Origin of the sequence: Phenylobacterium sp. (genome assembly GCF_036963605.1) — a bacterium.
Taxonomy (GTDB): domain Bacteria; phylum Pseudomonadota; class Alphaproteobacteria; order Caulobacterales; family Caulobacteraceae; genus Phenylobacterium.
The window spans coordinates 90240-114607 of the sequence record NZ_JBALUY010000001.1; the positions used below are offsets into that span (position 1 = coordinate 90240).

The 24368-nt window shown below is 67.6% G+C and carries 31 protein-coding genes and 1 riboswitch; of the genes, 9 read left to right on the forward strand and 22 right to left on the reverse strand.

Annotation, left to right across the window (positions count from 1 at the left end):
• Positions 1 to 3 precede the first annotated feature (3 nt).
• From V7702_RS00450 to V7702_RS00465, 4 genes are all read right to left on the reverse strand, one after another.
• Positions 4 to 705 carry an aspartate/glutamate racemase family protein gene (locus tag V7702_RS00450; protein WP_335648172.1) on the reverse strand — a complete coding sequence of 234 codons (702 nt, stop codon included), beginning with the start codon at positions 703 to 705 and terminating at the stop codon, positions 4 to 6.
• The gene (locus V7702_RS00455) at positions 702 to 1706 is read right to left on the reverse strand and encodes a D-cysteine desulfhydrase (protein ID WP_335648173.1); all 1005 of its coding nucleotides are present in this window, start codon (positions 1704 to 1706) and stop codon (positions 702 to 704) included. The genes V7702_RS00450 and V7702_RS00455 overlap by 4 nt, the downstream gene beginning before the upstream one ends.
• 185 nt (positions 1707 to 1891) lie before the next feature.
• Positions 1892 to 2287, reverse strand: coding sequence for an MAPEG family protein (locus V7702_RS00460; RefSeq protein WP_335648174.1), 396 nt, complete (start codon positions 2285 to 2287; stop codon positions 1892 to 1894).
• A 106-nt stretch (positions 2288 to 2393) separates the two neighbouring features.
• The gene (locus V7702_RS00465; protein ID WP_335648175.1) at positions 2394 to 4808 is read right to left on the reverse strand and encodes a TonB-dependent receptor; all 2415 of its coding nucleotides are present in this window, start codon (positions 4806 to 4808) and stop codon (positions 2394 to 2396) included.
• Between the two features lie 138 nt (positions 4809 to 4946).
• Between V7702_RS00465 and V7702_RS00470 the strand changes: the two genes are divergently transcribed.
• The gene (locus tag V7702_RS00470) at positions 4947 to 6548 is read left to right on the forward strand and encodes a tetratricopeptide repeat-containing sulfotransferase family protein (protein WP_335648176.1); all 1602 of its coding nucleotides are present in this window, start codon (positions 4947 to 4949) and stop codon (positions 6546 to 6548) included.
• Here the strand turns inward: V7702_RS00470 and V7702_RS00475 are convergent.
• Positions 6536 to 6982 (reverse strand): DUF6491 family protein, encoded by a 447-nt coding sequence (locus tag V7702_RS00475; RefSeq protein ID WP_335648177.1) that lies wholly within the window; start codon positions 6980 to 6982, stop codon positions 6536 to 6538. The two genes, V7702_RS00470 and V7702_RS00475, sit on opposite strands and share 13 nt — an antisense overlap.
• Positions 6983 to 7109: 127 nt before the next feature.
• Positions 7110 to 7217, forward strand: a riboswitch (TPP riboswitch).
• Between V7702_RS00475 and V7702_RS00480 the strand changes: the two genes are divergently transcribed.
• The gene (locus V7702_RS00480) at positions 7213 to 7620 is read left to right on the forward strand and encodes a hypothetical protein (RefSeq protein ID WP_335648178.1); all 408 of its coding nucleotides are present in this window, start codon (positions 7213 to 7215) and stop codon (positions 7618 to 7620) included. (Overlaps the previous riboswitch by 5 nt.)
• Positions 7621 to 7659: 39 nt before the next feature.
• A complete protein-coding gene (gene thiC, locus V7702_RS00485; RefSeq protein ID WP_335648179.1) occupies positions 7660 to 9498 on the forward strand; it encodes a phosphomethylpyrimidine synthase ThiC in 1839 nt (612 codons plus the stop codon).
• A gap of 6 nt (positions 9499 to 9504) precedes the next feature.
• Here thiC and V7702_RS00490 read toward each other — a convergent pair whose 3' ends face one another.
• Entirely contained in the window at positions 9505 to 9984 is a 480-nt protein-coding gene (locus tag V7702_RS00490) for a DUF421 domain-containing protein (RefSeq protein ID WP_335648180.1), read from the reverse strand.
• 300 nt (positions 9985 to 10284) lie between these two features.
• On the opposite strand from V7702_RS00490, the gene V7702_RS00495 reads away from it, so the two are divergent.
• Entirely contained in the window at positions 10285 to 10530 is a 246-nt protein-coding gene (locus tag V7702_RS00495; RefSeq protein ID WP_335648181.1) for a hypothetical protein, read from the forward strand.
• A 76-nt stretch (positions 10531 to 10606) separates the two neighbouring features.
• Positions 10607 to 12535, forward strand: a complete 1929-nt coding sequence (locus V7702_RS00500) for a S9 family peptidase (RefSeq protein ID WP_335648182.1) — start codon at positions 10607 to 10609, stop codon at positions 12533 to 12535.
• A gap of 10 nt (positions 12536 to 12545) precedes the next feature.
• Here V7702_RS00500 and V7702_RS00505 read toward each other — a convergent pair whose 3' ends face one another.
• The 3 genes from V7702_RS00505 to V7702_RS00515 all read right to left on the reverse strand — a co-directional run bounded on the left by V7702_RS00505 (position 12546) and on the right by V7702_RS00515 (position 13816).
• A complete protein-coding gene (locus tag V7702_RS00505) occupies positions 12546 to 12899 on the reverse strand; it encodes a DUF1428 domain-containing protein (RefSeq protein ID WP_335648183.1) in 354 nt (117 codons plus the stop codon).
• Positions 12900 to 12976: 77 nt separating this feature from the next.
• Entirely contained in the window at positions 12977 to 13444 is a 468-nt protein-coding gene (locus V7702_RS00510) for a YaiI/YqxD family protein (protein WP_335648184.1), read from the reverse strand.
• A gap of 48 nt (positions 13445 to 13492) precedes the next feature.
• The gene (locus tag V7702_RS00515) at positions 13493 to 13816 is read right to left on the reverse strand and encodes an ArsR/SmtB family transcription factor (RefSeq protein WP_335648185.1); all 324 of its coding nucleotides are present in this window, start codon (positions 13814 to 13816) and stop codon (positions 13493 to 13495) included.
• 62 nt (positions 13817 to 13878) lie between these two features.
• Between V7702_RS00515 and V7702_RS00520 the strand changes: the two genes are divergently transcribed.
• On the forward strand, positions 13879 to 14328 hold the full coding sequence (locus V7702_RS00520) for an SRPBCC family protein (RefSeq protein WP_335648186.1): 450 nt from the start codon (positions 13879 to 13881) through the stop codon (positions 14326 to 14328).
• A 21-nt stretch (positions 14329 to 14349) separates the two neighbouring features.
• On the opposite strand, the gene V7702_RS00525 is transcribed toward V7702_RS00520, so the two are convergent.
• Positions 14350 to 14535 carry a hypothetical protein gene (locus V7702_RS00525; RefSeq protein ID WP_335648187.1) on the reverse strand — a complete coding sequence of 62 codons (186 nt, stop codon included), beginning with the start codon at positions 14533 to 14535 and terminating at the stop codon, positions 14350 to 14352.
• A gap of 164 nt (positions 14536 to 14699) precedes the next feature.
• Between V7702_RS00525 and V7702_RS00530 the strand changes: the two genes are divergently transcribed.
• The 3 genes from V7702_RS00530 (at position 14700) to V7702_RS00540 (ending at position 17224) form a co-directional block, all read left to right on the forward strand.
• Complete coding sequence (locus V7702_RS00530; RefSeq protein ID WP_335648188.1) at positions 14700 to 15275, forward strand: hypothetical protein; 576 nt, start codon at positions 14700 to 14702, stop codon at positions 15273 to 15275.
• Positions 15272 to 16447 (forward strand): zinc-dependent alcohol dehydrogenase, encoded by a 1176-nt coding sequence (locus V7702_RS00535; protein ID WP_335648189.1) that lies wholly within the window; start codon positions 15272 to 15274, stop codon positions 16445 to 16447. The genes V7702_RS00530 and V7702_RS00535 overlap by 4 nt, the downstream gene beginning before the upstream one ends.
• 66 nt (positions 16448 to 16513) lie before the next feature.
• The gene (locus tag V7702_RS00540; protein WP_335648190.1) at positions 16514 to 17224 is read left to right on the forward strand and encodes a Crp/Fnr family transcriptional regulator; all 711 of its coding nucleotides are present in this window, start codon (positions 16514 to 16516) and stop codon (positions 17222 to 17224) included.
• Between the two features lie 18 nt (positions 17225 to 17242).
• On the opposite strand, the gene V7702_RS00545 is transcribed toward V7702_RS00540, so the two are convergent.
• From V7702_RS00545 to V7702_RS00600, 12 genes are all read right to left on the reverse strand, one after another.
• Entirely contained in the window at positions 17243 to 17476 is a 234-nt protein-coding gene (locus tag V7702_RS00545) for a DUF6894 family protein (RefSeq protein WP_335648191.1), read from the reverse strand.
• Positions 17477 to 17567: 91 nt separating this feature from the next.
• Positions 17568 to 18002, reverse strand: coding sequence for a YciI family protein (locus V7702_RS00550; protein WP_335648192.1), 435 nt, complete (start codon positions 18000 to 18002; stop codon positions 17568 to 17570).
• Positions 18003 to 18092: 90 nt separating this feature from the next.
• The gene (locus tag V7702_RS00555; protein ID WP_335648193.1) at positions 18093 to 18497 is read right to left on the reverse strand and encodes a hypothetical protein; all 405 of its coding nucleotides are present in this window, start codon (positions 18495 to 18497) and stop codon (positions 18093 to 18095) included.
• Between the two features lie 96 nt (positions 18498 to 18593).
• Complete coding sequence (locus tag V7702_RS00560; protein WP_335648194.1) at positions 18594 to 18977, reverse strand: limonene-1,2-epoxide hydrolase family protein; 384 nt, start codon at positions 18975 to 18977, stop codon at positions 18594 to 18596.
• Between the two features lie 97 nt (positions 18978 to 19074).
• Positions 19075 to 19752, reverse strand: coding sequence for a nitroreductase (locus V7702_RS00565; protein ID WP_335648195.1), 678 nt, complete (start codon positions 19750 to 19752; stop codon positions 19075 to 19077).
• Positions 19753 to 19877: 125 nt separating this feature from the next.
• Positions 19878 to 20081, reverse strand: coding sequence for a hypothetical protein (locus V7702_RS00570; protein ID WP_335648196.1), 204 nt, complete (start codon positions 20079 to 20081; stop codon positions 19878 to 19880).
• Positions 20082 to 20089: 8 nt separating this feature from the next.
• Entirely contained in the window at positions 20090 to 20365 is a 276-nt protein-coding gene (locus tag V7702_RS00575; protein WP_335648197.1) for an ArsR/SmtB family transcription factor, read from the reverse strand.
• Between the two features lie 105 nt (positions 20366 to 20470).
• Positions 20471 to 20860 (reverse strand): MazG nucleotide pyrophosphohydrolase domain-containing protein, encoded by a 390-nt coding sequence (locus V7702_RS00580; RefSeq protein WP_335648198.1) that lies wholly within the window; start codon positions 20858 to 20860, stop codon positions 20471 to 20473.
• A 212-nt stretch (positions 20861 to 21072) separates the two neighbouring features.
• Positions 21073 to 21402, reverse strand: coding sequence for a DMT family transporter (locus tag V7702_RS00585; RefSeq protein ID WP_335648199.1), 330 nt, complete (start codon positions 21400 to 21402; stop codon positions 21073 to 21075).
• On the reverse strand, positions 21402 to 22331 hold the full coding sequence (locus tag V7702_RS00590; protein WP_335648200.1) for a prephenate/arogenate dehydrogenase family protein: 930 nt from the start codon (positions 22329 to 22331) through the stop codon (positions 21402 to 21404). The genes V7702_RS00585 and V7702_RS00590 overlap by 1 nt, the downstream gene beginning before the upstream one ends.
• A complete protein-coding gene (gene hisC / locus V7702_RS00595; RefSeq protein WP_335648201.1) occupies positions 22331 to 23452 on the reverse strand; it encodes a histidinol-phosphate transaminase in 1122 nt (373 codons plus the stop codon). Before hisC ends, V7702_RS00590 begins: the two co-directional genes overlap by 1 nt.
• 37 nt (positions 23453 to 23489) lie before the next feature.
• Entirely contained in the window at positions 23490 to 24299 is an 810-nt protein-coding gene (locus V7702_RS00600) for a chorismate mutase (protein ID WP_335648202.1), read from the reverse strand.
• Positions 24300 to 24368 lie beyond the last annotated feature (69 nt).

Sequence of the window (24368 nt, forward strand, 5' to 3'; positions counted from 1 at the left end):
CCGTCAGATCGGTGGGGGCGGTTCAAACTCGAGGCAGATGTCCACGCAGCGGCGCGCCAGCAGGTCGCCCGCATCAAGGAAGGGGACCTGGACGTCGTCCGACGAGAGCACTAGCGGGGCCTCGGTGCAGCCGGCGATCAGGGCCTCGGCGCCCGCGGCCACCAGTTCACCCGCCATCCCGGCCATCTCGGAGCGGGCGCGGGACGAAAGGTCACCGCCCTTGATGCGATAGAGCAGGGCCATGAAGGCCTCCTGCCGCTCACCGCCGAGCGTCACCAACCCCAGGCCCCGGGCCGCGAGATATTCCCGATAGAGTTTCAGGGCGCCCTTGGTGCCGAGCACGCCCACCCGGTGGGCGCCGGTGTCGGCGGCGGCCTTGGCCGCGCCGCCGATCATGTCGATCAGGGGCAGGCCGCTGGCCCGTACGATCAGGTCGGCATGGGCGTGGGCGGTGTTACAGGGCATGGCCAGGACCTCGGCCCCGCCGCCGGCCAGCCCGCCGGCCATCTCGGCCAGGACATCGCCGGCCCCGGCGCCAGCGCCGGGACTGGGGGCGTTCCGGTCGGGGACCTGGGGGTTGAGGTCCATCAGGACGCGGATGTGGTCCTGGTCCCGCTGCGCCGGCGTGTAGGCCTGCAGCTTGCCGAGGAAGTCCAGGGTGGCGGCCGGCCCCATGCCGCCCAGAACCCCGAGGATCAGGCTCATGCCAGCTTGCCTTCCAGCTCGCTCTGATAGCCGAACAGGCCCTGGGCGCCGCCGGTGTGCAGGAAGACGACGGTCTCGCCCGTGAAGGCGCCCTTGGCGCAGAGGTCGATCAGGCCCTTCATCGCCTTGCCGCTATAGACGGGATCGAGGATCAGCGCTTCGGTGCGAGCCGCCAGCTTCAGGGCGTCGATCACCGCCTGGTCGATCAGGCCGTAGCCCGCGCCCACATAGTCGCAATTGGCCGACACCATCTCGCGGGTGACCCGGCCCTCCTGGCCCAGCAGGGCGCAGGTTTCCTGGGCCAGCTTGAACACATTGGCCTCCTGCATCGCCTGGGGCGCGCGGACCCCGATCCCCAGGACCGGGATGTCGGCGCCGATCACCGCCAAGCCTGCGACGAGGCCGGCCTGGGTGCCGGCGCTGCCGGTGGCGGTGACGATCCGGTCGATCTTCAGGCCCATGGCGTCGGCCTGGACCACCAGCTCCCGCGCGCAGTCGGCATAGCCCAGGGCGCCGACGGCGTTGGAGCCGCCGCCGGGGATCACATAGGGCCGCCCGCCGCGGTCGCGCACGCCTTGCGCAGTCTCTTCCAGCGCGGCGTTCATGTCGTTGCCGCCGGGCACGGTGCGGATCGCTGCGCCGAGAAGTCGGTCGAGCAGGACGTTGCCCGAGCCGTTGTAGTCGGTGGCCTCCGATCCGGTGCGGGCCTCCAGGACGATCTCGCAGGCCATGCCCATCCGCGCCGCCGCCGCGGCCGTCTGGCGGACATGGTTGGACTGGATGGCGCCCTGGGTCACCAGGGTGTCGGCGCCGCGGGCGCGGGCCTCGCCGACCAGGAACTCCAGCTTGCGCGTCTTGTTGCCGCCGCCGGCCAGGCCCGTGGCGTCGTCGCGCTTGATGAACAGGTTCAGGCCGCCGAGCGCCTCGCCCAGACGAGGCGCGCCCTCCAGCGGGGTGGGCAGATGGGCGAAGCGGGCGCGGGGAAAACGGGCCAGGTGCATGATCAGGCTCCTCAGATGAACTGAAGCCTGCCGTAGAGCATGATGCGATCAGACGGAACCGTCTGATCGTTGAATCATGCTCTAGCTTCAAAAGCTTGAGCGCATCTCATCCGTGAAACCGGATTCCACTTTTACGGGATGCGCTCGAGCACGCGCCTCCCCGCGCGTCTGCGGCCCAGCCGGGGTCAGGGGATCAGGATCGGGGCGGCGACCAAGCCCAGTCCCACGATGCTGACCAGCCAGGCCAGGGAGCGGACGCCCCGGACCCCGAAGGCGTAGAGCGGCACATAGGCGACCCTGGCCCAGAAATAGACCTGCGCCCCGATGGCCGTCAGCTCCGAGGCGCGGCCGGTGACATGGACGATCAGCACCGCGCCGATGAACAGCGGCAGGGTCTCGAACAGATTGGCCTGGGCCCGCTGCAGCCGGTTGGCGCGGGGGTTGAGGGCCGGCATCTCCTCGTCCCGGGCGCCGGTGTTCCACTTCAGCCCGTATTGCGACGTGCGGGCCATGTCGAAGAGCAGGATCTGAACGAAGGCCAGGACCAGTGTCCAGGCCAGCATGACGAGTTCGATGGTCACGTGACGTCCCCCAGGCTTGCGGGCCGCAGGCTGCGGTCCTTCGGCCCAGGGGACGCTCACGTGCCGGTCGCCGTCAAGGACGACCCAGCGTCAGCCTAGATGGCGATCAGCCGCCGAACTTGCGGGTGAAGCGCACCCCGATGGCCCGGGGCGGCAGGACATAGGTGTAGTAGCTGCGCACATAGACCGGGTCGCCGTCCCCGTCGAAGACCGGCTGGTTGTACTGGCTGGTGGCCCGCGCGCCGGTCTCGGCGAACTCGTTGAACAGGTTCTTCACATAGAGGGTGGCGGTCCAGACGTCGGTGCTGAGCGAGACCGCAGCATTGTGCACCTGATAGCCCTCGAGCGTCAGGCTCTCTGCCCGGCCGCCGGTGCGGGTCAGCACGTCGCCGAGCGCCGTGACGCCGTAGTTGACGCCAAAGTCCATGCCATTGGAGAGCGGCCGCTCATAGTCGATGAACAGGCTGCCCTGATGTTCCGGCGAGCCGGGCAGGCGGTCGCCAGGCATGCCGTCCTCATAGGTGATGGTGCCCTGGAAGCCCGGCGGGTTGAAGCGTGGCACCAGGTTCGGCGTGATCTCGGTGAGCTCGGAGGTGTTGTAGGAATAGCTGCCGCGGACGGTCAGATCGCCCGTGACCTGGCCGATGAAGTTGATCTCCACACCCTTGGACTCGGCCGCCGAGCCGTTCTTGGTGATGGGGATCAGGCCGTTCTCCGTGGCCGAGGCGACCTGTGGATCGCTCCATTCGATGAAATAGGCCGAGCCGTTGAGGGTCAGGCGATCATCGAACAGCTGGGTCTTCAGACCGATCTCGTAGTTCAGGGTCTTGTCGGGCTGATAGGCCAGCTCATTGGGGAGCGCGCAGCTGAGCTGGTTGGTGGGCAGCGGGTCGGGGCAGGGGCCGACGCCGTTGGAGTTGCCGATCCGGTAGCCTTCGCTGACCGTCAGATAGCCCAGGATGTCGTCGGTGAACTGGTAGGAAGTGTTGAACTTGAACAGCCAGCCATCGTCCTCCTGGCCGCCCGGCTCGAAGTCCAGGGTGATCGCATCGGGCGCCGCGCCGAAGAAGACGCTGTTGAGCAGCGGGAAGTCGACGGCCTGGAAGGTCTCCAGCTCGTAGGAGTATCGCCGCGCCCCGGCCGTCACCTGCCAAGCCGGGGTGATGTCATAGGTGACTTCACCATAGATGGCCTGCTCCTTCAGGTTGGTGGTGCCCACGTTATAATATTCCAGGGCGTCCGGCCGCTCACCTCCGAGCCACTCGGCGTAGCCCGGGGTGAACTCCTTGCTCGAGGAATTGGAGTCCAGCTCGTAGTAGAAGCCGCCAAGGATCCAGCTGAAGGGACCCTCATGATCCGACACCAGCCTGACCTCCTGGCTCAGCACCTGCTGGCCAGCCTCTTCCAGGGTGTAGGCGGTGAAGGTCGGGAAGGCTTCGTAGCTGTATTCCAGGCTGATCAGCAGGTCGGTCTGGTCGCGCTGGCCGCGCTCGGTGTAGCGCGACTTGCCGGTGGAAGAGGTCAGCTGAGCGAAGCCGAGGTCGGCGGTGACCTCGAGGGCCAGAAGCTCGTTCCAGCGCGTGTTGGGCTCCAGGACGCGCTCGGCTGATTCATAGTCGCCGGTGGCCAGCGTGCTGCGGCGATGGCTGACCTGACGGGCGCCCACATCCTTGTCCTGGAAGTGATAGGTGAGCGTGCTGTCCAGCCAGTCGGTGGGCGCCCAGCGCGCCGCCAGCCGGCCGGAGGTGACGTACTCGTAGTTCGCATCCTTCTCGTGCCGCAGGTTCTGCGACACCGCGGCAGGGTCGCTGAAATCCGGGTCGGGGTCGGAGATGCCGGGCTGCTGAACCAGGAAGTTGTAGTCGATGAAGCCGGTGTCGTGCAGCCGGTCGAAGGAGGCGCGCAGGGCGAAGGTGTCGCTGATCGGCGCGTTGAAGGTGACGCCGATGTCGTTCGAGAGCGAGGCGGATTCGCTGTACTGATAGGCGTCAGCGCGCACCTCCATCATCGGCGCGCTGAAGTCCGGCTTGTTGGGGATGTAGCGGATCGCGCCCCCCAATGTGCCGGCGCCATAGAGGGTGCCCTGCGGACCCAGCAGGATTTCGACCCGCTCCAGATCGTTGGTCTTCAGGTCCACATAGAGCGGGATTTCGCCGACATAGGTGGCCACCGTGCCGCCGCCGGCGGTGACGCCTTCGTCCGAGCCGAGCGGGTCGGCATTGAGACCTCGCACGATGATCCGGTTGTCCGAACGCGAGCCCTGGTCGACGATGTGGATGCCAGGCACCCACTTGGCTACGTCAGAGAGGTCCGACAGGCCCTGCTTCTGCATCTCCACCGCGCCGACGGCGGCGATGTTGATCGGAGCATCCTGAACGGTGGAGTTCCGCCGGGTGGCGGTGATGATCAGTTCCTCGACCTCGACGGCCTGGGCGGAAACGACGGTGGGCGTGGCGACAGTGACGGCGAGCGCGCTGATCGAGGTCAGCAGGGCTGCTCGCGGAGACAGATTGAGACGCATGATTGTTCCCCTCGGCTTTGCTGATAGGCAGGCTGGGGATGGCCGGGACCGCCTCTCAAGGGCGTTGTTGCGCCGCAGAACGCAATTATTCAGTATGACGAAAATATGAGCGCGTATGCACTGGTTTGACGGCGCCCCATGACCGCACAGCCCCCCAACGCCACTGTGGCGCGCCTCGTCCAGGCCGAGCGGCTGATGGCCGACAAGGCCTATGAGCCGGCCCACGCCCTGTGCATGGAGGCCCTGTCGGTCGATCCCGGCGCGGCCCGCGCCTGGTTCCTCCTGGGCGTCCTGGCGGCCGACCACGACAATCCTGGCAAGGCCGCCGAACTGTTCGGCCGCGCGGCGACCCTCGACCTCGACGACCCCCGGGCGCCGGCCCAGCTGGCCCGCTGCCTGATCGCCCTCAATCGCCGGGACGAGGCCCTGGTTCAGGCCCAGGCGGCCGCTGGCCGCGGCCCGGCCGACGCCCTGACCCTCGACACCCTGGGCGTGGTCTACAGCCGGGCGGGCCTGCATGAGCGCGCCATCGGCTTCTTCGAAGCCGCCTTCGCCCGCGAACCCCGCAACGCCAGCTTCGCCTACAATCTGGCGGCCTCGCGCCAGTTCTCCGGCGACTTCGAGGGCGCCGAGGCGGCCTATGCCCAGGCGCTCGCCCTCGACCCCAGCCTGCACCGGGCCTGGTCTTCCCGGGTGCAGCTACGTCGGCAGACGCCCGAGGCGAACTTCATCGCCGAGCTGGAGGCGCAGTTCGCCGCGCGAGGCGCTGACGCCGACCGGCGACTGCACCTGGGCCACGCCCTGGCCAAGACCTATGAGGATCTGGGCGAGCACGAGATTGCGCTGGACTGGCTGATCAAGGCCAAGTCCGCCAAGCGCCGTCAGGTCGGCTACGATCCCCGGGCCGACGCCGATCTGTTCGCGGCGGCCCGGGCGACCTTCGGCGCCGGCGACCTGGCGGCCGGCGATCCGTCAGACCGGCCGATCTTCGTGGTCGGCCTGCCGCGGACTGGCACAACCCTGGTTGACCGCATCCTCTCCAGCCATCCAGACGTGACCTCGGCCGGCGAGCTCACCAATTTCGGCCTGATCCTCAAGCGCATGACCGGCTCGCCCGGCGCCTTCGTGCTGGATGAGACCACCCTGGAGGCGGGCGGGGAGATCGATCTGCGCAAGGCCGGCGCGGCCTATGTGCAGAGCGTGGCGCCCCTGGTGACGGGCCAGGGCCGGTTCGTCGACAAGATGCCGCTGAACTTCGTCTATGCCGGCCTGATCCATCGCGCCCTACCCCACGCGCGGATCATCTGCCTGCGGCGCCATCCCATGGACGCTTGTCTGTCGAATTTCCGGCAGCTCTTCGCCACCGGGTTTTCCTATTACGACTACGCCTACGATCTGGCCGATACCGGCGCCTACTATGCGGGTTTCGACCGGCTGGTGGCCCACTGGCGCGCGGTCCTGCCTGCCGACCGCTTCACCGAGCTTGCCTATGAGGACCTGGTGGCTGACCAGGAGGGCGAGACCCGGCGCATCCTCGACTTCTGTGGCCTGGATTTCGACCCGCGCTGCCTGGCCTTCCACGAGAACGCAGCCCCCGTGGCGACGGCGAGCTCGGTGCAGGTGCGCAGCCCGATCTACGCCAGCTCCATCGGCCGCTGGCGTAGATACGGACCGGGCCTTGCGCCCCTGCGCTCAGCCCTGCAGGCGGCTGGAATAGAGATCGACGATCAGGGCCGCTGATCGTTCGGCAAGGCTGCGACCTCGGCTACGGTCAGCTTGCGCACCTCCTGGATCAGGCAGGGGGTCGCGCCGATGGGCGAGGCGACCTTCACGTCCAGATCCATGCGATTGCAGACGATGTCGGACCCGCCTGAGGGGATCAGCACCAGCGGGTCGGAGCTGACCGTGGTCAGGCAGGCGTTGCGCATGTCCATGCGGAAGACATCCTGTGGTCCAACGCTGGTGCGGAACAGGACGGTGCTGCGATCCACGATCTTCTGACCCCGGATGCCACTGACCCGGAAGCAGGCGCGCTCGCTGGGCGTGGCGGTCGCCGACGCCATGACGTCAGATCCCGTGGCCGCCTGTGGGCTGGGCATGCCGGCCGCACAGCCGGCGAGGGCCAGGGCGGTGAGGGCGCCGATCGGCGCTGCAATGTTCAGTTTGATGTTCATGATGGCTCCTTCCACCCACAACCCCCGCGGTCGTCCCGATGTTCCATACCGGTTTTGCGAGCCATTGCGGCCAAACCGGGGCGCAGCCGCAGCCCCTTGGCGCGACGCGACGTCGCGACTAGACTTCTGATCGTCCTCGGGGGGCCGCGCTTGGGCGGCTGAGAGGCGGGTGAGCCCGCGACCCGTAGAACCTGATCCGGGTCATGCCGGCGAAGGGAAGGGAGAGCGCCATGGCGCGGGTACTGGATTCGACACGACTGACCGCCCGGATTCTCGGGCCATTCCTGGCTGTAGCCGGCGCGGCCGCGGTGCTGCGCCGTGACGACCTCATTGGCCTGATTGAAGGCTTTCAGGACGACCCGGCCCTGACCTTCGTCACCGGCATGCTCCTGGTGCTGGCCGGGCTGGCCCTGATGGCGGTCCACCAGCGCTGGCGCACGCCCGCCGAGATCGCGCTCAGCCTGACCATCTGGCTCCTCACCCTGCGCGGCGTATTTCTGATCTTCGCCCCCAGCGTCATCTTCGACCTCGCCGACAATGTCATAGCCTCCACGCCCCTGGTGGTGGCCGCAGGCCTCGCCGCCGTGGGCGTCGGGGTCTGGCTGACCCTGGTCGGCTATCGCCGCGCGGCCGGCTAGGCCGCTCCCAACTCAGATGCTTCTCCTCAAGGTTCGCCCATGAACAAGCCGCTCACGCCAACCCTCGACGCCGACGCCATCCCCACGGGCGAGCGGCCGGGCTCGCGCAAGGTCTATGAGGCCGGCCGGCTCTGGCCGGACATCCGGGTGCCCTTCCGCGAGGTGGCCGTCCATGAGAGCGCCGGCGAGCCGCCGGTGACCCTCTATGACCCGTCAGGCCCCTATACCGACCCCACCGCCAGCATCGATATCGACAAGGGCCTGCCCCGCACCCGCGAGCCCTGGGTCGTCTCCCGCGGCGATGTCGAGGTCGTCGCAGAGCCCCGGAACGTCAAGCCGGAGGACAACGGCTTCGCCCGCGGCGCCCACCTGGCGCCCGAGTTCAGCCAGCCCCGTCGGGTCTATCGCGCCCGCCCCGGCGCCAGCGTCACCCAGATGGACTATGCCCGCCGCGGGATCGTCACGCCCGAGATGGAATATGTCGCCATCCGGGAGAACCTGCGCCGCAAGGAGGGCGAGGCCTTCATCCGCGACGGCGAGGACTTCGGCGCCTCGATTCCCGACCTGGTGACCCCGGAATTCGTTCGCGACGAGATCGCCCGCGGCAGGGCGATCATTCCGGCCAATATCAACCACACCGAGCTGGAGCCGATGGCCATCGGCCGGAACTTCCTGGTCAAGATCAACGCCAATATCGGCAACTCCGCCGTCCTCTCCACCGTCGCCGACGAGGTGGACAAGATGGTCTGGGCCATCCGCTGGGGCGCCGACACGGTCATGGACCTCTCCACCGGCCGTAACATCCACAACATCCGCGACTGGATCATCCGCAACAGCCCGGTGCCGATCGGCACCGTGCCCATCTACCAGGCCCTGGAAAAGGTGAACGGCGTCGCCGAGGACCTGAACTGGGAGGTGTTCCGCGACACCCTGATCGAGCAGGCCGAGCAGGGAGTGGACTATTTCACCATCCACGCCGGCGTGCGTCTGCCCTATGTGCCGCTGACCGCCAACCGGGTGACCGGCATCGTCTCCCGCGGCGGCTCGATCATGGCCAAGTGGTGCCTGGCCCACCACCAGGAGAGCTTCCTCTACGAGCACTTCGAAGACATCTGCGAGATCATGCGGGCCTATGACATCAGCTTCAGCCTGGGCGATGGCCTGCGGCCCGGCTCCATCGCCGACGCCAACGACGCCGCCCAGTTCGCCGAGCTGGAGACCCTGGGCGAGCTCACCCAGGTGGCCTGGAAGTACGGCGTCCAGACCATGATCGAGGGGCCAGGCCATGTGCCCATGCACAAGATCAAGGCCAATATGGACAAACAGCTCGCCGTCTGCGGCGAGGCGCCCTTCTACACGCTCGGCCCGCTCACCACCGACGTGGCGCCAGGCTATGACCACATCACCAGCGCCATCGGCGCGGCGATGATCGGCTGGTTCGGCACCGCCATGCTCTGCTATGTGACGCCCAAGGAGCATCTGGGTCTGCCCGACCGCAAGGACGTGAAGGACGGGGTGATCACCTACAAGATCGCCGCCCACGCCGCCGACCTCGCCAAGGGCCATCCCTCGGCCCGGGCCTGGGACGACGCGCTCTCGCGAGCCCGGTTCGAGTTCCGCTGGGAGGACCAGTTCAACCTGGGCCTCGATCCGGAGACGGCTCGGCTCTATCACGACGAGACCATGCCCAAGGAGGCGCACAAGACGGCGCATTTCTGCTCCATGTGCGGCCCCAAGTTCTGCTCGATGAAGATCAGCCAGGACATCCGCGAGGCCGCCCGCGGCCAGAACGCGGTGGCGGACCAGGGCATGGCGGAAATGAGCGAGAAGTTCCGCGCCACCGGCGGCGAGGTCTATGTTCCGACTCCCAAGGGCTGATCGGTCTTAGTCCTTGAGGACGGCGCTGAGACTGCCGTCCGATTCCAGCACCACGAAGGCGGCGTCCGAAAGCTGGGCGCCGCCTGAGGTGCGGATGGCCGCCAGCAGCTCCTCCTGCGTCACCCGCTGCTGGCGCAGGGCGCCGGGCAGGGGCTTGCCGTCCTTCAGCAGCAGGCTCGGCTCGGACTTGACCAGCTTGTCGATCCCCTTGATCCGCACCGACAGGAAGGTGACGGCGTATTGCAGCCCGACCAGCAGGGCGAGCGCCGCCACCCCCTCGGCCAGGGCCAGGTCCTTGGACGTCAGGATGCTGGAAAAGGTCGAGCCGATGGCCACCGTCACCACCAGATCGAAGGCGTTGAGCTTGGACAGGGTCCGCTTCCCCGAAGCCCGCAGCACGACAACCAGGGCGAAATAGGCCGCCGCCCCGACCACCAGGATGCGGATGATCGGGTCCCAGCCGGTGAACAGGGCGTCAGCGTCCATGGTGGTGGCTTCCGAAGTGATGCATGGCGGAGCAACACGCTGGCCGGCGAAAAGGCTCCTTCGGCTGACTGATGTCGGAACCATCAGCCCCTCACCGTCATCCTGGGCCTTGTGCCCAGGATCCCTTGTGACGCTTGCGCCCGCCTCGACGAGGGATGCTCGTCACAAGGGCGAGCATGACGGCGGGGGAGGACGCCGCCACCGTGCGGTGACCCTGGCTTCTCGCCGATCCGGGGCTTGACGCCGATCAAGGCCGCGCCGCGATCTTTGGCCAAGCTCTCTCCAAACAGGGAGCCGCCCATGGTGGATGAAGAATCGCAGACCGCCGGCCGTCGGAGCCCCCTGCGGGCGGTCTGGGGGATGGCGGCCGCCCTGGCGGGCCTGGTCCTAGTCAGCGCCATGCTGGCGGTGTCTCACATGCCCGAACTGGAACGCCTGCTGTTTCAACTCGGGCTCGGCGGCACGGCCCTGATCGCCGCCATTGGGCAGGTCCTGATCCTGGGTGGTCTGGCCCTGTTGTGGAGCGCCCTGCGCCGCCCGCGGTGATCTTCTGGCTTAGCCGCCATTGACGCCGCCGCCGTCAGGGGAAAGGCTCACCCCTTGGTTGTTCAAGGGTCTCGCCATGATGTTGCGCAAAGTCTTTCTGGGAACGGGCCTGGCCCTGCTGATGGCGACCAGCGCCCTGGCTCAGGTCGAGCGCCGCGAGGTCGGCCAGCTGGTCTATGAGGGCGCGCCGGCCATCTCGCCGGAGCTGCAGGCGACCATCTCCCCCTATTACGAGGTGCGCGCGGCCACATTCGAGGACTGGCTTGCCGACGGCTCCATGCTGGCGGCTACACGCTTTGGCCAGACCGAGCAGATCCATCACATCGCCCAGCCGCTGGGCGCGCGGACCCAGCTGACCTTCTTTGACGAGCCGATCACGGTGGCCACGGCCCAGCCGGGCGCCACGCGGTTCGCCTATCGTCGGGACGAGGGCGGCTCGGAATACTACCAGGGTTTCCTGCGTGACCTGTCGGGCCAGGAGGTGCGGCTGACCCGGCCTGAGACCCGCAACAGCGACTTCGTCTTCTCCAAGGATGGCCGGCAGGTGGCCTGGAGCCAGGTGACGCCGGGCGATCCCAACTACGACATCATGATCGCCGAGGCCGCCAATCCGGACGGCCGTCGCGTCGTCCTGGAAGGCGAGGGCGCCATGTCGCCCCTGGAGATCTCGGCCGATGGGGGGCGCATGCTGCTGACCCGCTACAACTCCGTCGCCGATGTGGAGCTCTTTGTCCTCGACGTGGCGTCGGGCGACCTGACGCGCCTGGGGCCGAGCGACCGCAAGGTCCACTATGCCGGCGCGGCCTTCGGCCCCGGCGCCGCCTCGGTGGTGACCTTGTCCGACGATGGGTCCGAGATGACCCGGCCTGTGGTCTTCGACCTCGCCACCGGCGCCATGCGCGACCTGGACCCCGGTGCGACCTGGCCGGCCGAGGGCTTCGACCTCAGCCCCGATGGGCGGACCATCGCCTATGTGGTGAACGAGGAGGGTTATTCGAAGGTGGTCCTGCGCGACGTGGCTAGCGGTCGCGTCCTGCCGGGGCCTGACCTGCCGCAGGGCGTGCTGACCGCCCTGAAGTTCTCGCCGGACGGCGCGCGCCTGGGCCTGAGCCTGTCGACCTACAACGCCTCCGGGGATGTCTGGAGCTACGACCTGGCCAGCCGCGAACTCACCCGCTGGACCGAGAGTGAGCTGGGCGGCCTGGACGCAGGGCGCCTCGTGGAGCCCGAGCTCTTCCGGTACACGACCTTCGACGACCGCTCGATCCCGGCCTTCATCTACCGTCCGGAGGGCGCCGGCGGAAAGCTGCCGGTGGTCATTCAGATCCACGGCGGACCCGAGGGCCAGGAGCTGCCCAGCTTCAGCGCGCGTCGCCAGTCTTGGGTGAAGGAACTGGGCGCGGCGGTGATCATCCCCAATGTCCGCGGCTCGTCCGGCTACGGGAAGACCTACCTCTCCCTCGACAACGCCGAGAAGCGCGAGGATTCCGTCAAGGACATCGGCGCCCTGCTCGATTGGGTCGCTCAGCAGCCGGACCTGGACGCCTCTCGCGTGGCTGTGGTCGGCCAGTCCTATGGCGGCTACATGGCCCTGGCGGTGGCAGCCCACTACAACCCCCGTCTGGTCGGCGTCATCGACCTCTACGGCATCTCCGACTTCGCCACCTTCCTGGAGAACACCGAGGGTTATCGCCGCGACCTGCGCCGGGCCGAGTATGGCGATGAGCGCGACCCGGCCATGCGCGCCGTCTTCGAGCAGATCGCCCCGATCAATATGAGCGACCGGATGAAGAAGCCCATGATGGTCTACCAGGGCGCCAACGACCCCCGGGTGCCCCAGAGCGAGTCCGAACAGATGGTCGCCAAGCTGCGCGATCAGGGGACCGAGGTCTGGTACGTGCTCGCAAAGGACGAAGGGCACGGGGTGCACAAGAAGGCCAACCAGGAGCAGGTCCGCGCCATGGAGGTGCAATTCCTGCAGAAGGTCCTGAACACCCAGCCCTGAGGCGGGCGGCTCAGCGAACGATCATCGACTCGAAGCCGCCGAAGATCATGCGCTTGCCGTCGAAGGGCATCTGGCCTGGCTCGTGATCCATGCGCGGATCGGCCATGACCTTGGCCACCACGGCGTCGCGGCTGGCGCGGGACTCGTAGGTGACCCAGGAGAAGATCACCACTTCGTCGTCCTTCGCCTGCACGGCGCGCGGGAATGAGGTCAGTTCGCCCATCGGCACGTCGTCGCCGATGCACTCCACATAGGTGAGCGCCCCGTGGTCCATCCACACCTCGCCTGCGAGGGTGGCCATCGCCCTGTAGGCTTCCAGATTGGCCTTGGGGACTGCGAGTACGAAGCCGTCGACATAGGGCATGGGACTTTCCTCATTCGGGTCCAGGTTTCGCCTCCAGGACGCACGGGACGACGGCATTCCGACAACAGCTCGGAAATTCAGCCGCGGCGCCGCCGCTCTTTCTGGATCACCTGGTCGAGCGCCTGGAGGAAACGCGAGCGGTCATTGCGATCGAAGGGCTTGGGGCCGCCATAGATGTCGCCCGTGGAGCGAAGTTGCTCCATCAGCGCGCGCTGGGCGATGGCCGAACCGATGGAGTCCTCGGTGAACGGCTTGCCGTTGGGCGCAATGGCGTGGGCGCGCGCCTGCAGCACCCGCTCGGCCAGGGGAATGTCGTTGGTGATGGCCACGTCGCCGGGCGCCACATGCTCGGCGATCCAGTCGTCCGCCACATCGGGGCCGGCATCGACGATCACCCGCTCGATCATGGGCGAGGTCGGGATCATCATGAAGGCGTTGGAGACCACCCAGGTCTTCAGGCCGTAGCGCTGGGCCACCTTGTAGACCTCATCCTTCACCGGGCAGGCGTCGGCGTCGATGAAGATTTCGATGGGCTTGTGGTCCATGGCGGTTCCCGTGAATTCGCTGGCGAACATATGGCGCAGGATCGCGCCTCAGGCTTCCAGATCCTGCTTCAGCCGGTCCAGAAGGCCGACCGCGCGGGCCGCATAGGCGCCGATCCAGCGATCATGGATGTGCTTGATCGGGAGAGGGTTGAGGTGGTTCCACCGCTCGCGACCCCGGCGCTCGACGATCACCAGGTCGGCGGCGTCCAGCACCTTGAGGTGCTGCATCACCGTGCAGCGGTCGAGGGCCGGGAACAGCGCGCAGAGATCGCCTGTGGTGCGCGGATTATCCCTCAGAGCATCCAGCAATTCGCGACGGATAGAGGAGGCCAAGGCCTTGAAGACCCGGTCTGATTCGGCGGCTGTTGACATGTTATGAAATTATAACATTATTGAGCGAGATACAAACTGACGTTGACCGCGGGGAGGCTGCTGTGGATCTCAAATTCAAGGTGTCGGCCCATATCGCGCGGCCTGTGTCCGAGGTGTTTGAGGCGGTGGCCGACCCGGCCAAGCTGTCAGGCTACTTCACCACCGGCGGCGCCAAGGGACGGCTGGAGACCGGGGCCACGGTCTATTGGGACTTTCACGATTTCCCCGGAGCCTTTCCGGTGGAGGTGACGTCGGTCGAGCCGAACAGCCGCATCGTGCTCAACTGGGCCGCCGAAGACCGGGACGGCGCCTATCCAACCACCGTGGTGATGACATTCGAGGCGCTGGAGGACGGGCGGACCCTGGTGACCATCGCTGAGTCCGGCTGGCGCGAAACGCCGGAAGGCCTCGCGGCCTCCTACGGCAACTGCCAGGGCTGGATGCAGATGCTCTGCGCGCTCAAGGCCTATCTGGAATACGGGGTGAACCTGCGCGAAGGCATGTTCAAATAGACCCGAGCGCGCAGGCGGGGTTCACCCAGGCTTTTTCTTGAAAGTGTCGCCGACCACGGTGGGATCGGGTCCGTCGGGCCCGGCGGCGTGGCGCGACTTCTCGCCGTTGTGCTTGATCTCGTCCTCGGAGGCGAGGCCCGGCTGTTTGCCCAGGGGTTGGGCGGCGTTGTCCTTGCGGCCTTCGGACTGGAGCGGGGGCTTGGTCATGGGGGTCTCCGCAGCGCTTCGATGTTGGGGGCTATAGGATCACTGGCGCAATCCACCGGCGCGCCGGGAGTTCCCCGCGTGACCATCGGATCATCAACCTCTGCAGAAGGAACGAAAGCCGCCGCAACGGGTCTTAGGACTTCAGACCGGTCAGGAGGCCCACCTTGCCCACCTCAGATATGTCCGCGCCCGTCGCCCAGTGGCGGCGAAAGGCCGGCGCAATTTCCCACGATCTGCTTAGCCTTGGCCGTTGGATGGGGGGAAAGCCCCTGGCCGACGCCCCGTCGGTGGAGTTCACCACCCCAGGCGGCGGGCGCATGAAGTTGACGACGGACCGGGTGCGCGCCCGGCCGGCCCTGACGCCCCAGCTGTCCTTCATGCTGGGCCAGAACGCCATCGGCCTCGGCGTCTGGGGCCTTTTGTTTCCCAAGGCGGTCAACAGGTTCCTGGGCGTGCAGGCCTCGCCCCAGGCGACCCAGGCCCTGTTCGGCGCGCGGGAGATGGCCACGGGCATGAGCCTGTTCTCCAACCCGACCCGCTCTGGCGTACTTTGGGCCCGGGTGGCCGGGGACCTCTTCGATATCGCGGTCCTGAGCCGGCTGAACCGGCCCGGCAACCCGAAGCGGGGCAATGCCCGCATGGCCCTGGGCGTCGTCCTCGCGGTCACGGCCCTCGACGCCATCGCCGCGGCGCGGCTGTCCAATGTCCAACGCAACAGCGCTTCCGGAGGTGCCCGATGAAAGCCATCTGCTGGCAAGGCAAGAAGGACCTCCGTTGCGAGGAGGTGCCTGATCCGATCATCGAAGACCCCCGCGATGCGGTGATCCGCGTGACGTCGACCTGCATCTGCGGCTCGGACCTGCACCTGAGGAACGGCTTCGTTCCCACCATGTGCGCCGGGGACGTCATGGGCCACGAATCCATGGGCGAGGTGGTGGAAGTCGGTGCGGAAGCCCGCGCCCAGGGTCTGTCGGTGGGCGACCGGGTGGTGGTCCCGTTCCAGATGACCTGCGGCGTCTGCGAACAATGCCGGGCCGGCAACTATTCGGTCTGCCAGACCACCAACCGCAACGCCGACCTGGCCAAGGCCTTCTTTGGCGATACGACCGCGGGCCTGTTCGGATATTCCCACATCACCGGCGGCTATGCCGGGGGGCAGGCGGAGTATCTGCGAACCCCCTTCGCTGCGACCTCGCTGATCAAGATTCCCAAGACCGGCGTCGACGAGAAGTATCTCTTCCTCAGCGACATCCTGCCGACCGGCTGGCAGGCGGCGGCCTTCGCCGACATCCAGCCCACCGACACCGTGGCGGTCTGGGGTTGTGGTCCCGTGGGCCTGTTCACCGTGCTCTCGGCCATCCTCCAGGGCGCCCGCCGCGTCATCGCCATCGACGACGTGCCCGAGCGCCTGGCCATGGCCCGACAGCTGGGCGCCGAAGTGATCGATCGCAGCCAGGCCAAGGTCCTGCCGACCCTGAAGGAGATGACCGGCGGCCACGGTCCGGAGAAGTGCATCGACGCCGTCGGCATCGAGGCCCACGGTCCCACCCCCCTGCTGGAGCTGATCGATCGAGCGCAGACCGCCCTCAAGCTGGAGACCGAACGTCCGGTGGCCCTGCGTGAGGCGATCATGGCCTGCAAGGCCGCAGGCACGGTTTCGGTGCCAGGGGTCTATGGCGGGATGTCCAACATGATCCCCATGGGCGCCTTGATGAACAAGGGCCTGACCCTGCGCACTGGTCAGACCCATGTGCGACGCTGGAGCGACGATCTGCTACGTCGCCTGGACGAGGGCGAAATAGACCCCACCTTTCTCATCACCCACACCGAGCCCCTGGGGCGTGGACCGGAGATGTATGACCTCTTCGACGAAAAGCGGGACGGCTGCGTGAAGGTGGTGCTCAAGCCGTGAGATCCGGCCGGTGCTGAACTGAAGCTTGGCGTCAAGCGTTCCGGGTTCCGACCAGAGGACCACGCCATGCCAGAAAATCGCTTTCTCAGCACCTTGGGTCGCGCCGACGCCGCCCTGCTGGGGCCGGCCCTGCGCGGCAGGACCCTGGCGCGGGACGATCTGGTGGCCAGCGAAGGCCGCCCCGTCGAGCGGGTCTTCCTGCCGGTCAACTGCATCCTCTCGGTCATCGCCGTTCTGCGGGATGGCCGGGAGGTGGAGACCCGCACCATCGGCTTTGAGGGCGGTTATGGCCTCCTGCACGCCCTGGGGTCTCTCCTCTCCTACGAGCGGGTGATCGCCCAGGTGCCGGGGGACGCCTACGAACTGCCCCTCGCCGCCCTGGCGCAGGCGGCCCAGGCCAGCCCGAGTCTCGTCAACCACATCGTCAGCTTCGCCCAAGCCTCTCTGATCCAGTCCGCCCAGACCACGGCCTGCAATGCGGTCCATAGCGCCGAGCAGCGCATGTGCCGCTGGCTGCTGATGTCTCAGGATCGCCTGGGGTCTGACCTTCTGCCGCTGACCCAGGAACACCTGTCGATCATGCTCGGCGTCCAGCGGACGACGGTGACCGCCATCGCCAAGGACCTGCAGGGCCGAGGGCTCATCCTCAACGGTCGCGGGCGTATCCGCATCATCGATCGCGAAGGTCTCCAGCGGGTTGTCTGCGAATGCTATGAGGCGCTGGAGGCCGGCGTCGCCCAGATGGTGGGTTTCAGACCCGCGGAGCAGGCGGGCTGAAAAACAGCCGCCGCCCGCTTAGATGTCGCTTGCCGTCGCCTCCACGGTCAGGACAAAGACCTCTTCCTGCGCCGCGTTGGTGACCAGAACCCGGGCCGGTCGCCCGCGCCACAGGTGCTGCTCCATCATCGGCAGCATTTCGCACAGCAGCCTCAGGGCTGCGTGGCGCGCCGCAGCGTCGTTCTCGTAGTCGGAGCCCTGCTCATCAACCACGCGACGCCCGTTCTCGGCGTGAAAGTAGTAGCGGGCCATGGGCGCTCCGGGCTTTCGCCGGCCGCGTCAGGCGGCGTGGCCAGCCTCAACCCGGTAGGGGCGGCGGGTGTTCCGCCGCCGCCCGAGCCCGTCAGTTTCCGGCCAGCTTGATGGCCACTCGACCATGCACGTCAGCGGCTTCCGGCGTCATGATCTCGTCGAAATCGGACAGTTCGTAGACGGGGCGGATCTCGATCTCGCTGGGTCCCGGCATGGGATTGGGGCACCGCTTCACCCAGGCGATGGCCTCGTCCATGTCCTTGACCTCCCAGAGCCAGTAGCCGGCCACCACTTCGTTGGTCTCGGCGAAGGGGCCGTCCATGACGAGCCGGCTGGTTCCGTCGAACCTGACCCGCTTGCCCTTCGAGGTGGGCTTCAACCCGTCGCCGCCCAGCAGGATTCCGGCGTCCGCCAGCGCTTCGTTGAAGCGGCCCATTTCTTCCAGCAGCTCGCTGGGGGGCATGACGCCGGCCTCGCTGTCGTCCGTCGCCTTCACAAAGACCATCACCCGCATCTTGTCCTCCATCGGAATCGCACATCCAGCCGGGGGCTTCCGGCCGGTCTTCCGAAGGACGATCGGTCGCGGCTGAGGCCGACATTTCTGCGCCGCGCGATTTCAGTCATCCTTGGCGTCGTCCAGGCTGACGGCGTTTTGCACAAGGTCTCGCCAGGTCGGATCGGTGTCATCGACCAGGTCCACATCCTCCAGCAGGGCGACGGCGGCGTCCCCGTCCGGCAGGATCAGGCCGAGCACCTCCATGGTCTCGCCGTCCGAGCCCACATGGGATTCCGCCTGCACGGCCACGGCCGCCTGCGCGCCCTCATCCTCCCACCAGATGACCGGTTGGGGCAGGTCCATGTCGAGGACCGCGGGGTCGCGGGTGTCGCCCAGGGCAAATACCGCCCGGCGGGCCTGGACATCGTCCAGGGTCGCCACCGCGCCGGCAAAGGCCCGAAGGCGACCCCAGTCGTCCACGTCGAAGCCGCCGCCATCCTCTTGCTCGTCGTCCGTCGAAGTCATGGGGCGAAGGCCTTTGAAACGCGCGGGCGGCGCTCGCCCACAACGGCCGGAATTTTCCGGCATGCCGCGGGATTCGACAAGGATGAGCGGGCGCGGCTAGCCCGCCGGCCACGCCGACAGGATGGTCGCGGCGTCGAAATAGTCGCGCCAATAGACTATCTTGCCGTCCTGGACTTCGAACACCCCGGTGACCGGCAGTTCGACCCACCTGTCGGACAGCTGGTGACGGTCGAGGCGCTCCATGAAGACTGTGGAGCCGCGCTCGGCTTCGCGCAGCAGCTTGAACTCATTGTGGAGGGTGGGGGCGAAGAAGGGCTCCAGCACGCCGCGAACGCCGGCCGGCCCATGCACCGTGGGCAAGGGCGGGGGATTCACATACTCGCACTGGTCAGCCACGAAGATCATCGCAGCCTCGTAGTCCAGCTGCTCCAACGCCCTCAGAAACGGGCGAACGATCTCGAGGGGCGAGGGATGGGTCATGAGGTTCTCCTGAGGTTTGTTGAGACCCCAGGCTCGGCTCCCCGGCGCCCGCCCGCAACGACCTGCCAGGTCATTGGCGACAGGGGATGCGGCTGACCTAATCGTCGAAGCCCACGAAGGTGGTGGCCTCTTCCACCGACTTGCGCTCGGAGACGACGGCGTTGGCCGGGAAGGTCTCGTCGGGCCAGCCGAGCGCGATGCTCTTCATGATGATCTGATCATCAGCGATGCCGGCGTGTTCGCGGACCACCGGCGACTGCATGATGCCCTGGCTGTTGATCACCGCGCCCAGGCCGCGGGACCAGGCGGCGTTGACCAGGGCGGTGGTCACCGCGCCGCAGTCGAACGGGGTGTCGTCGCTGCCGTCCAGCACGCGGTCATAGGTGACGATGATGCAGACCGGGGCGTCGAACTGGTGGAAGCCGCGCAGCACCCAGTCCTGGCGCATCTCCTTGTCCTCGCGGGCGATCCCCATGGCGGCGAACAGCTGCTTGGCCACGCCCACCTGGCGGTCGCGATGAGGACCGGCGAAGGCCTGGCCGGTGCGAAACTCCCGCGATTGGGGCACGCCGGCCACCATCCGCTCGGTATTGCCGGCCCGGATTCTGTCCAGCGGCTCGCCGGTGATGACGTAGAAATTCCAGGGCTGGGTGTTCATCGACGACGGCGCCCTCATGGCCAGGCGCAGAACCTCGTTGATCAACTCCCGAGGCACCGGATCGGGCTTGTAGCCGCGGATGCTGCGGCGACCGAGAACGACGTCGTCAAACTGCATGAAGAACCCCTGGAGACCTTGGCGATGGTTTGGGCGAAGACCTGTCAGCTTTCGGCCGCCAAGCCAATGTGTGCCGTAGCGTCAAGGCTGGCTTGGCTTGGTCCTCGCCCCTGGTCCCACCTTGTTCAGCTCACATCCTTCAACACCGTCTCGATGGCCGCCAGCCGCGCCTTGATCTCGGCGAGGCCATTGAGCAGGTCCTGCTGAGAGGCGCCGGTCCTCTGCTGGGCGCGCGCCTGCAGCACGGACGCGCCGTATCGCATCCCGAAAACGAGCAGGATGGTGGCCATCGGCATGGCGAGGGCCAGGAGGAAGATGTTCGCTTGCATATCGGTCTCTATGTCTCGGGTTTTTCAGACAGGGTCGGCGCCAGGGCGGCGACGATCTCCGGCGTCAGCTCCAGGTGGAACGGACGAACTTCGAAGTATTTCAGCGCCTTGCCGTCGGACGACAGCTCAAGCTGACTGGCCACCAGGCCCGCCTCCTCAAGCTTGCTGAGGTGCAGATGGAGCAGGGGACGGCTGATCCCGATCTCCCGGGCCAGCCGGCTCACATAGTTCCGCCCGCCGACACTCAGGGCCGCCAGCACTCGCAGGCGATGAGGGTTGCTCAAGGCCGCCAGGGTACGCGCCAGTTCGTCTCCCGGAGTCAAAGCGCGTATCCGTATTTCATGCGTCAGTTATTTCTTACGCATGAAAGGAAGTCAAGCGGTTGGGCCTTAAGGAAGCTCAGCGCTCGAGTCGCTGGCCCTGATCACTGGTCCGCCGAGGCCGCCTTGGCGCTTGGCTTGCTGACCCGCGAGACGCTGTTCCAGCTCGTCCATCGTGCCGGCGAACGCGGCGGCGAGATCCACATCGTAGAGGCGGGCGAGGACCATGACGCTCCAGAGGCAGTCGGCCAGCTCATGTTCGAGCTTGGCCTTGGCGTCGGGGATGGCGCGAACGCCTTCCGCAGCCTGGACGAGTTTCATCAGGTCGCCCACATCGCCTACGAAGCCCAGCGCCACCTCCTCGGCGGTCCAGGGCCGGCCATATCGAGCGGCCTCCAGAGCGGCATAGCGCTGGCGGATCGCCCAGGCGCGGGCGTCCATCTCTTGAAAGGTCTGCATCTGGCTGTCCCCTGCCTAGGTCGCGATCGAGTTCACCTGGATCAGGATAGCGCCAGCCAGGACCAGGTCGACGCCGCCCTGTTTCGACCCCAACCGTCATCCTGGGCCTTGTGCCCAGGATCCCTCGCGACGCTTGCGCTTAGTCCCGACGAGGGAGCTCGGCACAGGGCCGAGCATGACGCGCGGGGGGGCGGGCAAGTGGCGAAGCCGTCCTAAGCCGTCGTCTTCGAAAACACCTGGATCACGATCACGCCGGCCAGGATCAGACCGATGCCGATGAGGCCCGGCGTGTCGAGCACCTGGCGGTAGAGGACCCAGGCGATGGCGGTGATCAGCACGATGCCGATCCCCGACCACAGGGCGTAGACGATGCCTACGGGCACGGTCCGCATGGCCTGGGACATGCACCAGAAGGCGATGGAATAGCCCGCTGCGGTGATCACCGAGGGCGTGGTGTGGCGGAAGCCATCGGACGCCTTCAGCGCCGTGGTGGCGATCACCTCGGCGACGATGGCGATGGCGAGCCAGGCCATGCCGGGCATCAGACGCCCCGCTTTCGGCCGAAGTCGGGCTCGGCGCTTTCCTGGCCGGCCTCGATCACCCCGCGGCGGATTTCGCGGGTGCGGCTGAAGAGGTCATAGAGCTTGTCGCCCTCACCCCAGCGGATGGCCCGCGACAAGGCCTGCAGGTCCTCGGTGAAGCGGCCCAGGACCTCCAGCACCGCGTCCTTGTTGGTCAGGAAGATGTCGCGCCACATGGTGGGGTCGGAGGCGGCGATGCGGGTGAAGTCGCGAAAACCGCCGGCGGAGTATTTCATCACCTCGGCCCGGGTGACCTCCTCCATGTCGGCGGCGGTGCCGACGATATTGTAGGCGATCAGGTGGGGCAGGTGGCTGGTGACGGCCAGGACCAGGTCGTGGTGCTTGTCGTCCATCCGCTCGACCTGGGCGCCCAGCGCGGTCCAGAAGTCGGCCAGCCGCTGGACGGCGTCCAGATAGGCGTCGTCCTCCCGAGGCTGCGGCGTCAGGATCACCCAGCGCTGATGAAACAGCTCGGCGAAGCCGGCGTCGGGGCCGGACTGCTCGGTGCCGGCGATGGGGTGGCCGGGCACGATGTGGACGGTGTCGGGCAGGGCGGCGGAGAGCGCCTCGCTGACCGCGGCCTTCACCGAGCCCACATCGCTGACGATGGTTCCCGGCGCGATGGCGTGGGCGCAAGCGGCTGCGGCCTCGCCGATGGCGCGCACCGGCGTGGCGAAGATCACCAGGTCGGCGCCTGCTACGGCCTCCTCGGCGCTCAGCGCCACCTCGTCAGCGAGGCCCAGCTCGGCGATGCGGGCGCGGGCGAACGCGCTGGCGTCATGGATGACGATCTGGCCGGCGGCGCCGGACGCGCGCGCGCCGCGGGCCAGGGACGAGCCGATCAAACCACAGCCGATGATGGCCAGGCGGGCGAAGACAGGCTCGGCCATCAGGGCGCCTGCATGAAGTCGGCGAGCGCCTCGACCACGGCGCGGTTGTGCGCCTCCAGGCCGATGGTCATGCGCAGGTGGTCGGGCAGGCCATAGCCGCCAACGCCGCGTAGGATCAGGCCGCGGCTGGCCAGATAGGCCTCGGCCGCCTTGGCGCTCTTGGGGCCGGTGGTGGGAAAGCCGATCAGCACGAAGTTGGTGGCGCTGGGCACCGGCGACAGGCCCATGCCGCCGAACTGCTGGACGAGCCAGGGCCGCCACTGGGCCAGCAGGTCCAGGGACTGCTTCTGGAAGTCGGTGTCGGCCAGGGCTTCCACGGCGGCCAGCTGGCCGGGGATGGAGGTGTTGAACGGCTGGCGGATGCGGTCCAGGGCGTCGATTATCTCCGACGGCGCGTAGGCCCAGCCGACCCGCAGCGTCGCCAGGCCGTGCAGCTTGGAGAAGGTGCGGGTGACGATGACATTGTCGCTGGTCCGCGCCAGATCGGTCCCGTCCTCGAAGGCCGGGTCGTCGACGAACTCGGCATAGGCGCCGTCCAGCACCAGGACCACGCTGGGCGGCAGGGCCGCATGCAGGCGACGGATCTCCTCGCCCCCCACATAGGTGCCGGTGGGATTGCCGGGATTGGCGATGAAGACCAGGCGGGTGCGCTCGTTCACCAGCTTCAGAAGCTCGTCCACATCGACGCGATAGTCCGGCTCCGGCGCATTGAGCACCTGGGCCTGGCAGGCCCGGGCCCCGATGGCATAGGCGCCGAAGGCGAATTCGCCCTGAACGATGTTGTCGCCGGGCTCCAGATAGGCCTGGCAGAGCATGTGGAAGATCTCGTCCGAGCCGCAGCCGAAGATCAGCCGTTCCGGCTCCAGCCGGAAGGTGCTGGCGATGGCTTCGCGCAGGGGCGTGGCGCGGCTGTCGGGATAGACGTGCAGTTGGTCGATGGCCGCGGCGAAGGCCGCCTTGGCCTTGGGGCTGCAGCCCAGGACGTTCTCATTGGCCGACAGCTTCAGCGGATGCTCGATCCCGTCGACCTTGGCCTTGCCGGGGACGTAGGCGGCGATGTCGAGGATGCCCGGCTTGGGAACCGGGCGGTCGGCGGCGGCGCGATCGGGGGACTGGGACATGGGAAGGCCTGGGGTTCGTCGTGTCAGGCCCTGGCTCTTACACGTCGAACGGTTCCGGCGCAGCCCCGATGACGCCGCTCAGCCGACCCGGCGCCCGGGCCAGGCGCTCGTCATCGGCTTGGTAATAGCCGGCCAGGGTGAAGAGCTTGAGGCCGCCGGCCTCGCTGAGCAGTTCGGCGGCCACCCCGTCGCGGCTCAGCGCCTCGGCGGTGCGGGCGGCGGGGCCGGGCGCATCGGTGACCCACAGGGTGATGTCAGCGCCGGTGGGCTCCACCTCGACCTCGGCGAAGGCCAGCGCCGAGGGCGGCCCCCAGGCGTTGAGGCAGGGCAGGACGGCGAACACCTTGAGTTTGGGCTCCGCCAGCAGGCGGCCCCACCAGGCGCTGTCGCCGCTCAGCATGGCGACGCCGACGCCGCCCTTGAGCCTGGCGGCGGCGATGGCGTCCTCAGGCTTCTGGGCCATGCGCAGGGAAGGGGCGGCGCCAAAGCGCAGGCGGGCCAGCTCCACGGCGCGGGCCGGCGTCGGGCCGCCCCAGACGGTCAGATTGAAAGGCCCCTGCAGGGCCAGGCTCTGGCCCATCAGCTCGCGCCAGACGCGGATGACCAGGGCGTCGCTTGCCCCCTGCCGGGGCATGGCCAGCAGCCGGCGCAGGATCTCGGTCTCGCGGCCGGGGCGCAGGCCGAAGCGGTCGGCCTGGCCGGCGGCGGCCTTGGCGGCGGCCACCTGCTTGCCGAGCGCCGTGCGCTCATCCAGCAGCGCCAGCAGGCCGGCGTCGATCTCGTCGATACGCGCCCGGACGTCGTCCAGGGCGACAGGCGAAGGCGCAGGAGGCGGGGCGTCGGCCATTTCTTTTCCCGAAACGAAAGCCGCGACCTAGGTCATTGCGCCCAGGGGCGCAATAGCCGGCCCCCGCGC